General features: G+C 42.4%; 8 protein-coding genes. 7 read left to right on the forward strand and 1 reads right to left on the reverse strand.

The window, feature by feature from the left end; all coding sequences use genetic code 11:
* Positions 1–31: 31 nt before the first annotated feature.
* Entirely contained in the window at positions 32–550 is a 519-nt protein-coding gene (locus AC6H04_RS10665; protein WP_497571649.1) for a type II toxin-antitoxin system Phd/YefM family antitoxin, read from the forward strand.
* 349 nt (positions 551–899) lie between these two features.
* Here AC6H04_RS10665 and AC6H04_RS10670 read toward each other — a convergent pair whose 3' ends face one another.
* Complete coding sequence (locus AC6H04_RS10670) at positions 900–1,799, reverse strand: LysR family transcriptional regulator (protein WP_497571650.1); 900 nt, start codon at positions 1,797–1,799, stop codon at positions 900–902.
* A gap of 286 nt (positions 1,800–2,085) precedes the next feature.
* Between AC6H04_RS10670 and AC6H04_RS10675 the strand changes: the two genes are divergently transcribed.
* The 6 genes from AC6H04_RS10675 (at position 2,086) to AC6H04_RS10700 (ending at position 11,632) form a co-directional block, all read left to right on the forward strand.
* On the forward strand, positions 2,086–3,315 hold the full coding sequence (locus tag AC6H04_RS10675; protein WP_497571651.1) for a CAP domain-containing protein: 1,230 nt from the start codon (positions 2,086–2,088) through the stop codon (positions 3,313–3,315).
* Positions 3,316–3,757: 442 nt separating this feature from the next.
* The gene (locus AC6H04_RS10680) at positions 3,758–5,152 is read left to right on the forward strand and encodes a hypothetical protein (RefSeq protein ID WP_497571652.1); all 1,395 of its coding nucleotides are present in this window, start codon (positions 3,758–3,760) and stop codon (positions 5,150–5,152) included.
* 236 nt (positions 5,153–5,388) lie between these two features.
* Positions 5,389–7,275: a hypothetical protein gene (locus tag AC6H04_RS10685; RefSeq protein WP_497571653.1), complete on the forward strand. Its 1,887-nt coding sequence runs from the start codon at positions 5,389–5,391 to the stop codon at positions 7,273–7,275.
* 213 nt (positions 7,276–7,488) lie between these two features.
* Positions 7,489–9,141 carry a DUF5776 domain-containing protein gene (locus AC6H04_RS10690; RefSeq protein WP_497571654.1) on the forward strand — a complete coding sequence of 551 codons (1,653 nt, stop codon included), beginning with the start codon at positions 7,489–7,491 and terminating at the stop codon, positions 9,139–9,141.
* A gap of 247 nt (positions 9,142–9,388) precedes the next feature.
* Complete coding sequence (locus tag AC6H04_RS10695; RefSeq protein ID WP_497571655.1) at positions 9,389–10,621, forward strand: S-layer protein; 1,233 nt, start codon at positions 9,389–9,391, stop codon at positions 10,619–10,621.
* A gap of 87 nt (positions 10,622–10,708) precedes the next feature.
* Positions 10,709–11,632 (forward strand): hypothetical protein, encoded by a 924-nt coding sequence (locus AC6H04_RS10700; protein WP_497571656.1) that lies wholly within the window; start codon positions 10,709–10,711, stop codon positions 11,630–11,632.
* Positions 11,633–12,259: the final 627 nt, after the last annotated feature.

Below are 12,259 nucleotides of genomic sequence, written 5' to 3' on the forward strand. Positions count from 1 at the left end.
TGTAACGATTAAACGAAAACGGGGTAACACGATGGACTTTTTTAATACCGCAGATTCACTTGCACCAATGTATCTCACTTATTCTGGCTTAATTCGCCATGATGAACGAGAAGAGCTGCCTTATCAGATGTACATGCCGGTGGTTGATCATACAGTAGGTGGCAAATCCATCTATGATGTTCTGACTCGAGGACGGGAAATGATTGGGACACTGCTGATGGAACGGGTGGTGGATCACGAAGATTTACCTGAGCCAGAAGAAACATTACCTGAGGGTGACGCAGATGAAATGCCAACCTTCATTAACGTAGAATTGGATCGCTTTAAGCACCTGATTGCACCAAAGAAAACGTTGATTCGGCCAGTGAGTGCGTTGAAACATCCTAAGCAGTTATTATCACAAGTGTATGATTTCCAGCCCGTCTTCATCACGGAAGATGGCATCGGCCGATATGTCATCGTCAGCATGAAGGATTATGATATGTTTCAGAATACGATTGGCATGGTGCTGGATAAGCAGGATATTGTGGATGTGCTGGAGGAAGATTAGAGTGTGAGGATAAGCGGTTAGAGAGCGGAGTGTAAGGGGACGACGGCAAAAATCCCGAACTTGGATTTATGTCGTCGTCCCCTTACATGCAGCTCTCTGCTTATCCGAGCACGTTTCAGAAGATTAGAGTGTGAAGGAGAGCGATTAGAGACTGGAGTCTAAGACGCTTCTGACGGAAGGCACGTCGTACTTTGACGTGGGTTCCGTCAGAAGTGACTTAGATGCAAGTCTCTGCTCTCCTGAACACGTTTCCGCAAAGTTGCAAAGAACAACCAAAAATAAAGGAGCACCCAACAGTCAATCAAACAACTGTTGGACGCTCCTTCTTTTGATTTACATTGAAAAAATACTATTCTCTCACCAACAGCGCTTCCGGATACTTCTTCCCCACAAACGCCTTAATGGTCTCAATCATCTTCTGCGTAGAAGGGGCCTTCGCCTGCACCGCCGACGTTGCCAGTCCAATCGACCGGTAGAAAGGATGTTCAAACGGATAAACGGCCACATCACCGATAATCTTCTGCAGTGCCAATTCCGGTAGAATGCCCAATCCCAGTCCAGCTTCTACCATGGCGACAATCGATTGGTCATCAATGGAGAAGTGAATCAAGTTTGGTTGAATGCCATAGTAGTCCAGCGCCGCTTTAGTATCACGGTCATAGTCACCAGACTGCAGGATGAAGTCGCGGTCTTCCAAATCTTCGTTGGTGACCGACTTCTTGTTTTTCGGAACGAAGCCCTTTGGTGCCACACAGTAGATTTCATCTTTGACCAGATCGTCAACGATTAAGTTTTCGCTCACGGGCATCACTGCAAATCCTAAATCCAGCGTGCCGTTTTTAACATTCTGCACGATTTCGTTGAACCCCGATTGGCTCACCGCTATGTCGATGTTAGGGTATTGTTTCTTAAACGACTGAATAATGGGTGGCAGCCAGTTGATGCAGACGGATGAGAAGGCACCGATGCGAATGGAACCAGAATTCAACCCGTTAATATCAGCGGCTTCTTGTTCTAGTCGCGCCTGACTGTTCAGAATCTCTTGGATAATGGGTAAAATCGTTCGCCCATTGGCAGTCAGTTCTGCACCAGAACGGGAACGGATGAAGATGGGAAAGCCCAGTTCGTTTTCCAGTTGAGTAATCGAATGGCTGATCGCGCTGGGTGTCACGTTCAGCTTTAAAGCAGCTTTTTGAAAGGTACCTTCCTGAATCACGGTACTAAAGACTTGGTAAGCAAAAGGAATCATGACACGTGCCTCCACTAAATAAGATAATCGATCGAGTAAGGTTCGCTCATATTTGCGTGAACTGTCTTCACCTAAATATGAGTAACTTGAGGAATATAAACACTAACAAAGAATATACCATATGGGCAGATTAGTAAAATGCGCTTTACCCAACATTTAATATAGTAGAAATAGCAAAATAGTTATTAAATCTCATGGGGTTGAATGCTATTATATAGGGGTACTTATGCGTCACGTTGCTAGAAGGGAAGCTAACAAGCTGGTTGATTTGGAAAGGGGAAGTCTCATGAAAGTTAATGTCTTAAAAAAGCTCACAGTCATAGGGTTAAGCTGCGGGATCTTTGCTGGGGGAGTCTTAGTGCCAACACAGGCGAGTGCTAAGACCAAGGTGCGTTCGTATGAAAACATTAAGAATGCAACCTATACGGTGACTAAGTCCAGTGCACCGGTTTATTCCAGCGCCTCGCTCACCCATAAAAAGGGCACGCTGAAGTCGTTTGGTACCAAGGTTACCGGCTATTATGCCGCTCATGTAACTAAAAACGGTAAGTCATCAATCTACTATAAGTTTAAGGTTGGTCATAAGACGGGCTGGGTATGGCACGGTTACCTGAAGAAAGCCTCCTCATCACAGGATCTATCTAAGCTTTATACGCCGAGTGAACTTGCGACGGTTAATCAGTTTAAAGCGAAGGCTAAAAGCATCGGGAACAGCACTAAGAATATGTATAGTGTCAAACCGGTGACCAAAAAACACTTTGCTGCCGGTAAGCTCAGTAGCAGCTACATTAACGCCACTGTCAGCACCATTAACCTCGCTCGTAGTCTCTACGGTCTGCCATCAGTGTCCGCTAATTCATCATGGAACACTGCAGCCCAGATGGGTGCCGCTACGTTAGCCGCTGCTGATCAAGGACTGTCACACGGACTAGTTGGCCTTAGCAAGCCAAGCTTTGTTTCTAACTCAGACTGGCAAGCAGGAAAAGATGCAACGAATCAAAGCAATCTAGCCGAGGGCTATACCGGCGCCTACGATACAGTTACCGGCTACTTGAATGACAGTGGTAACGACGACCCTGGTCACCGTGAGTGGATTTTGGGTGGAATTAACCAAGTCGGTGTTGGTCAAGTGGGAGACTATAATGATCTGCAGGTGTTTAGCATGACCGATTACTCTGATACCACACCAAGTCAGGCAGTTGCCTTTCCAAACAAAACTGTCTTCCCGTGGGAATGGGTTGCAGGCACTCGCTGGTCACTGTCACTGCCACAATCGTTGAACAGCAAGTCAGCTAAGATTACCGTCGTTGATAATACGGCTAAGAAGAATGTGCCAGTTTCAGATGTGCTGGTCACGGATGGTGGATATGGTTACTTCAACGCCTCTATTTCATATCAACCAAAAGATTCTATGATTCAAGCAAATCATTCCTATAAGGTTAATATTACCGCTGATGGTCTGGGTTCTGGTTATACTTATACAACCAAGCTCTTTAAAGTTGGAGATATTAAGTAGGACGTTTACTAGTCATCGTATGATTTCTTAGATTAATACTGAATTCAACTTATTTTAAAAATAAAAAATAATTATTTTAAACATGATAATAGCGCTTTCCTGCATAAACTTTTATGCGAAAAGCGCTGTTTTAATTTGTAATGTTAATGTTACAGATTATGACACGATAATATGGTAGGTATCGTCAAAGTTAAGCATGTATAGGCTTTCATGGTGATTTTCTATTTTTCAAATATGTGAAATTATTACAAGCAAGCTACAAATCGGGCATTATTCTTGAAGACCTTTGGGGGATGCGTTAGACTCTCTTATAGAGTCAAGAACTCGATATGCAGTGTTCAATGGTTGTGACGGTAATTATTTTACTTAACATTCTGCTGGATATTGTGTATACTGTTTATGCTTGATGAGTTACATAAATATATGTTTGGAGGAATTTCACATGCAATCTAGTTTAAAGAAGTCTCTTTATTTAGGTTTAGCTGCTGCTTCATTTGTTGCCGCTGCTGGCGCAACAACTGCTAACGCTTCAGCTAAAGCTGCTACAGTGAAGTCAGATGTTACTATGACCACTGCTGCAACATCACGTAACGTTACATTAACAGGTACTAACGCTGTTTACACTAAGCCAGGTACTGTTAAGGGTGCTAAGGTAGTTGCTACAACTACTACTGCTAAGAAGCTTGCCGCATCAAAGAACGGTTCAGCTAACTTCCGTGCATACCGTGTAGCTGTTACTGATCGTGGATCAGTTTACTACAAGGTTGTTTCATTCGACGGTTCATACCGTGGATATGTTTACGGTGGTAAGGATACAGACAAGTTTGCTGGTGGTGTAGCTTCATACGACACTACTAAAGAAGCAACTGCTCCTAAAGCAACCGATACTTTTGACTTAACAGCTACTACTAGCACATCTGCTAACACTTTATTCTATGCACAACCTGCATATGCACAATACAAGGTTGGCCGTGCTACTGTTAATGGTAAAGTTTTAGCTGCTACTGATGCATACAAGGGTGCTAAGTTCACTGTTGATGCTGCTGCTACTACTTCACGCGAAGGCGAAACTTGGTACAAGATTGCTTCTACTACTTTAGCAAACGGTGCCGCTTCTAGTGACCTTAATGGCGCATGGGTAAAGGCTTCCGACGTTAAGAATGAGAATGCTCTTGTTCCTTCAACTCAAGTTGCCGTTACTGTTAAAGATGTTGCTACTGGCAATGAAGTAACCTCATTTAACTACACTACTGGTGCCGCAGCTAATGCAGACGCAACCTCTACATTACAAGACGACAATGGTGCTTACACTACTGCATTCCAGACTAAGTTAACTAGCGCGCTTTCAGGTACTGGTTACAAGGTCGGATCAGCTGATGCTGTTAACAAGTTAACTTCAGTTAAGAATGGTGGCAGTGTGACTGTTTACGCAACTAAGAACGGTCAAGCTTCATCAAAGGTTAACGCATTTGGTACTTACCCAGATTCAGTACAAACTACTAAGTTAGCTGTAGCAACTACTGCTACAAGTGCTGAAGATGCAAAGGGTAAAGTTCTTGCTGTTCCAGCAACTACACTCTTAACTGGTACTGAAGGTACTTCATTTACTTCAGCTCAAGCATTGGCTTACTTGAACGGTAACTCAAGCTTGAAGCAATTGAAGTCGCCTACTTGGACTGATGGTGGTAACACTTACCAATACGTATTGACTCCAACTTCAGCCGCTGCTGGTACTTATGGTTCAAACTTTGAAGCACAATATACAGCTACTCGTGTTCAAGTTGCTAACCCATCAACAAGTACCCCTGATAACAACTTAGTTAACCCATTTGCTTAATGAGAAGCTGAGTTAGAACTGAATTAGAAGTTAATATTTGTTAATTCTAGTTTATTTGGAAGGCCAATTCTTAATTGAATTGGTCTTCTTTTTTATATTTAAAATGATATTACGCACAGGTATGTGGAGATAAATCCACATAAATTACCGGTTTGTTTTAAAACTCTCTAATTCTCAACAATAAGATGGTAGAATATATGTAATTAGTCTATCTAGACTTACCAGGAGGTCACAATATGGGTTTACGAAATCTATTTCGGGGAAAGTCAGAGCAAGAACCAGATACAACAAACGAGAATCAAATTGTTCAAAACAGTCAATCTGATTCCGGAAATAATAGTGCAATGTCTTATGATGAATCGGTAACTAAAAACGAAAACAATGTAGGCAATAATCCAATCGCATCCTCTGCATTAACCGCTAAGAAGAATTTGGCAGATGCTGTCCAACAGTACAATAGTCGGCGCGAAGACTTGCAGGATTTATTGTTTGATAAGCAAAAAGAAATCCAGATGGATTTTGATTCTTTGAAGGGACAAGTTTCTGAGGCTCAAAATTCAGTTGATGATACTGGTAAGCAAATAACGCAAATCCAAGACGAAATGGAACAGGCGACTCAGGAGGTTTCAGCTCCGTTAGTTGAAAAGCAGTCAGAGCTAAATCAACAAATTGAGGAGAATAAAAGTAAGGTAGGCAACTTGGTCGCACAATTCCATGAATTGAATCAAGAATTAAGTGATCTAAATAAACGACAACAACAGCTCATTCAAGCGGAAAAAGAGATTTCAGCAAAGTTTGAAAGTGAGAAGGATCCAGCTGTAATCGTCACGTTAGCTGACCAATTTCGAGATGATATTGAGAGTAATAAAGAGGAACGCGATAGAAATGCTTCGACTATTCAAGCGGTTGATAAAAAAAGCCAGGATTTGAAAAATCAACTACAGGTAGTGCGTGGTCAATTGACTGCAGATCAAAAGCAGTTGCAAGATGTTAATGATCAGTTAGAACAAGTCCAATATAAGATAGCAACCGATGATGAAGGCCTTTCCAAGCAGCTTGATGAATTGACACAGGAATTGACCCAGAATCAGAACGAGCTATCTCAATTGCAAAGCAACTTGGATAGTAAAAGTGCAGAACTTGTTGCAGCTAATCAGGATATCGTTAACTGGTTGGGTGTTTCGGTGCCGATTAAACAACTAGAGCTGTATGAAGACTCTGAGATTGTTCTGGATGTAGACGGGCTGACCAGTGAGCAAGCTGCACAACTAGCAACAGCTGTAAGGGTGTTGACCAGTCATGGTATTAGCCACTTTAGTCTATTCACCAGTCAATTCACCTTGAATTTAACGAGTCAAATCGCTAAATGGACAAGTGATCTGAATGTTAAGAGCGGTTTTGTTTCCGTGTACAACCCGCTTTATAGTTTGCAGCGTCAAGGTGAACCAGGCGCCAAGTACCAGTTGCCGGATAATACAGTTAGTGATGAGTGGAACGATGCCCACACGGAGCGAACACTGGTATTAGACAACGGCTGGACGCTCAAAGTTCACTATTTTGAGGGCAGTGACGCTGTTGCCAATGTTGACTCGTATCAGGGTGATCATTTGGCTGAAAGCAGCACGTTGACTACGGAAGGCCAACTAACGGCTAACCGTTTCTTTAACGATGATGGGACTAAGAACCGTGATGAGTATTATAGTCAAAGTGGCCTAGGTATTTTAAACGTTCGATATGAACAGGATGAATTAAGCAAAGTTGAACTGTTAAATGCTGTTGGTATGCAGGTGCAAACCTTTGATAATATCGCTGGTTTTACTGAGTGGTGGATGAAGAACAGCTTCCATCAGCATGGCCTGCTGATGGGTGCCATCGAAAACCAGCAGTATCGTCACTTGCTGGGAGAAACGCAGGGTGAACCGATTACTTTGGTCACTGATTCAAGTTTGAAACATGACGAATTTAAGACTTGGGCGCTGGCACTGCCGAAGCAACAATATTTAGCTGATAATTATGCCACTGAGATGAAGCTGATTCAGCGTTTGAATCAACCGTTGACGATTAGTTTGTTGGATCAACGGAATTTGCCGGTATCACTAGGAATCCCGGCTGGTGATGAATAGAAGTTACTGAGTGCGTAAATATTATTATAGTTATCATGGAAGAAGCCATTCATTATTATTGAGTGGCTTTTTAATTGTGAACAGATTATGATCGAATTGGCAACTCTTTATGAAGTCATGGTATATTTCTGGTGTTCGTTTAAGGCTACTTGTTATATTTAACTTACAGAAGATTGTAGTTGCTCACCACAGACCCCCGCAGGAGGATTTATGATGAAGAAAAGAATCAAGTTGTTTAGTAGCGCGTTGGTGGTAGGTATGTTGCTTGGTACTGGCGTTGGTTCTTTATCGGCAGTTACAGAGCAAGGGTCAGGCACGATGACTGTGGCTAAAGCCAGTAAACAAAGTACTAGAGCCGAACAAGTTACGATTGATGAAAACGATGTGGAGATTGACCAAGAAACTGGATTGATCACGGATTTCACTAATGCTGACAAAGCCGAACTATTATTGGCCGGAGGAGAATTGGTGATTCCTGAAACAATTGGCGAAGGAGAAAATAAGGTAACGGTGACGGGTATTGCGGATAATCCTGGCGATGGTGTATTTGATAAAGAGCACCTGCAATCTCTTGCTAGAATTTTCGATGAAACAATGCCAGGCATTAGTAATTTGACCTTTGCAAAACCTGATAATATTAAATTTATCGGCCAGTGGGCCTTTTATGATAACCAAATAGCTGCGTTAGATTTACCAGCAGTTACTGAGATTGGAGTCGAGGCCTTTGAAGGTAACCAAATAACTACGCTGAATTTACCAGCGGTTACTAGAATTAGAACCCAGGCTTTTAATAGGAACCAAATAACCACATTAAGTTTACCAGCAGCTACTAGAATTGATGAAGGAGCCTTTAAAAGTAACCGAATAACGACATTAAGCTTACCAGCGGCTATTGAGATTGGTGAAGAAGCCTTTCATAGCAACGCATTATTCAGTATCAAGTTGTATCGAAATGCAAATGTTAAGCCATCAGCATTTGAAAAGCAAAATGTCTCACATGAAGTAATGTCTAGTGAGGAGGGAGAAATTAAATTTGCTGATTTGAAGCCGACCTTATTAAAAGGAACTGACGAACAAATTAAGGCGTTATCAGAGGTTACTATTATGGATGAAGATGTTACCTTAAAAGTTGATAATGAGAATAAAAAAATTACCGGTGCCAGTCATCCAGACCCATATTCAGTTAATTTAGATACGGATTTAGAGAATGAGGGTTCATTACCGGGTAATTACTATATTAACTCATATAAGCTTACCGTTAATCCGTTTGAAGAAAGCACTGATGGCGGTACTCCTGGTGGTAGTGAGACTGAGAATGGAAGTAACGGCAACGAAACGGATACTAACCCAGATAACGGAAACAGTGGTGAATCCGGGAATAATAACAACGGCAATGAAACTAAACCGCAGCCTGCTCCCCAGCCAGAAGAAAAACGGCCTCACACCGTTTACACGAAACGTGCGATGAGATTGCACCGGAACGTTTCTCTGACTAGTCCAATTAAGTCATACAAGAAACAAAGTCGGGCTAAAGCAGCGAGCTTCCGGGTACGTGGGATTGCCTACGATAAAAACGGTAAGAAACGGTACAAGGTTGATGGTGGCTACATCACTGCAGGTGCCACTTATGTAGCAGATAGTCACTTCCGTTCTAACAAAGTGCGCCAAGTACGGGTGCTGAGCAACCGTATCAACAGCTACAAGGACGTGAAGCTTTCTTCGAATAAGAAAGTCCGTTCTTATAAGAAGGGGACTAAGCTGAAAGTGAAGCGCATCGTGAACTACGGACGGGCAACTCGATTCGAACTGACTAATGGACGCTATATTACTGGGAATAAGCAGATGTTGATTATGGATCAGAAGTGATCTTTGATTAGACAGATATATACAAGCCCCTCGACCGATAGACCAGGTTGAGGGCTTGTTTTTGTTTCTAGGATGATATTCATCCCAATTAGACCGTTATTGAACGCTATATTTCTGCATGAATCTTGCATATTGATTAAGAATTCTCAATTTCTTCTCATCTTGGATTCTAAGTGTTAAAATTAATTCAGTTAATCAAGGGGATTAACTGAAGGGTATTGTTTAACATAAAGGAGTGTATTCGATAATGAAATCAAGCTTGAAGAAAACACTGTACGTTGGTTTAGCTGCTGTGTCAGTTCTTGCCGCATCTGGTTTTGCTGCACAAACTGCTAGTGCCAAGTCATATGCTTATGTGACGAGTCCTGCATACTTCACGTCTGCACCAGAATCACGCAACGTGGTGCCTACGGGTGGTAACGCTTTATATACTAAGCCAGGTACTGTAAAAGGCGCCCGTGTGATTGCTTCTAAGACCACTATGGCTAACTTAGCAAACTCCAAGAAGTCATCTGATTTCTTCCGTGCTTACTCAATCGTTAAGACTAACCGTGGTTCTGTCTACTACAAGGTTGTTTCATTTGACGGCCGTTACCGTGGCTGGGTTTACGGTGGCAAAGATGACACCCAATTTGGCGGTGGTATCAAATCTGCAACCACTACTAAGTCAGCTACATTACCAAGTGTAACTACTGGCTACACCATTGCTGATGCTTCTAAGAACACCATCTGGACTGCTCCTAAGAACACCCAGTACAAGGCTGCTAAGATCACTGGTTTCGATTCAACTGATACCTTTACGGTAACTGGTGCTGAAACTAAGGCTCGTGAAGGTTCACTTTACTACCAAGTAAAGGATGACCAGAAGCCTTCAGTGACTGGCTGGATCTACTACTCAGGCCTTAAAGCACCACAAGGCAATTCAGTTAAGGTCAGCTACGTTGATAAGACTACTGGTAAAGAAGTTGGTACTGGTGCAGTAGCCTTTGGTAAGGACACAAGTTACACCAACGCTACGACTACAGACAACTTGAAGAGCATCCTTAGTGGCGTACCTTCAGGCTACGTACCTTATAGCAATGACAATGGTGGTTCAGCTTCATTCAATAACCGTGACGCAGCGGCTGTAGCTAAGAATGGTGACACGATTACCTTTAACGTTAAGCCTGCAGCTACTAATGCTACCAAGGCTATCAAAGTTGTTCTTGTTGACAAAGATGGTAAGGCCCTCGATCTGAGAACCAACGATCAAAATGCTTTGGATGCTTCAGGTGCCAAGGCTGTCTTCCAAGTTTCAGCTGGTACTACGATTACTGCTAGTGACGTCCAAAACATCATTAACGATGCGCACCTTGACACTGTGCTAGACAATACTACTAATCGCACTTACCAGTTTGTAAGTGGTGCGGATACTGCAACAACTACTAATGACGCTGGTAGTACTGTTACCGTACGTGCTACTTATCAACTGCTTAAATAATCATTAACTAAATTGAATTTTAAAACGTCGCCGTTTGAGCGGCGTTTTTTTATAGAATTGACGGTTAGATGAAGGGTAATTTTTAAAATGAATTTAAAAAAAATAGTATTTGCTAGTTTAGCTGCTGTGTCAGTGCTTGCCGCTTCTGGTTTTGTCGCAACCACCGCTAGTGCTAAGTCCTATGCTTATGTCACAAAGCCTGCCTACTTCACCAGTGCACCAGAATCACGTAACGTGGTGCCGACTGGGACGCATGCGCTGTACTCTAAGCCAGGTACCATCAAAGGCGCCCGTGTGATTGCTTCGAAGACGACCATGGGCAAGTTAACCATCACGCCTAGATCAACCGACTACTTCCGTGCCTACGCCATCGTTTCAACTAACCGTGGTTCTGTCTACTACAAGGTTGTTTCCTTTGACGGCCGTTACCGTGGCTGGGTCTATGGTGGTACTGATACGACTCAATTTGGTGGTGGGCTCGAACCTGTCCAAACTACGCGGACACGGAGTTTACCAAGTCAAACAACGGGTTTCACCATTGTTAACCCGTCCAAGAATACCCTTTGGACGGCGCCTAAGAATACCCAGTACAAGGCTGCCAAGATTACTGGCTTTGAGCCAACTGATACGTTCACGATTATTGGTGCAGAAACCAAGGTACGTGAAGGCTCCCTCTATTATCAAGTTAAAGATGACCAGAACCCTTCAGTGACTGGCTGGATCTACAACGCGGCTGTGCGGGCGCCACAGGGGAATCTCGTTAATATCAAGTATGTTGATGAGAGCGACGGAGACCTAGTCGGCAAGGGGACGGTTCCGTTTGATAACAGCAATCCTACTACTGATTTGTCGACACCCGCTAATATGAAGCGCATCATCGACGGTTTGCCTTCAGGTTATGTTCCTAATGACAATAGCGATGGTGGTGCTGCATCACTGTTCACTAAAGTCGTTAAGAATGGGTCGACTGTTATTTTCTACGTGAAGGCTGCTAATGATGCCACCAAATAAGTGTATTTTGCGTATTAATCATTAAAAAATACTTGAAACGTCGTCCGGAGAGGCGGCTTTTTTTGTAGTTTCGAATGGAACACTTAACGGAATATGTTTTAAAATGACACTGATTTTTTTAAAAAAGCAAAAAAAGTTTATTATTTTTTTATATTTCAGATGTAATTGAAACTGTTTACATTGCGTTGTAACATTTTCACAAGTCATGTATAACCCGTAATAAATAAGGGTTTTGAGCTTAAATGACAAATATTACATTCCTGTGAAAACGAGCTTTCATGAAAACATTTTCTTTTTGAAAACTGTTGTATTCCTCAAAATAGGGTGTATAGTTACTTTTTGTTGCGTTGGTTATTGGGGGTCAATAATCAACATGGGAACAACGATTTAATTTCCAAAGTATTAAAGCTACATGGTTTAGCAATTTTATTATGACGCAAACACGACTCTCTCTCGTGTGTCATATATTTGGAGAATTTCTTAGAAAAAGCTGATTGTCGAGACACTCTAGAATTTAAGGAGACTTTCAGTTTATATGAATAATCGTTTAATGGGTACATTGTTGACTTTTGTTGCCGTCGTTGCAGGTTTGAGTTTTGCTACACCTAGTCATGCCAGTGCCAAGAT

The organism is Secundilactobacillus sp. MJ173 (genome assembly GCF_059704265.1).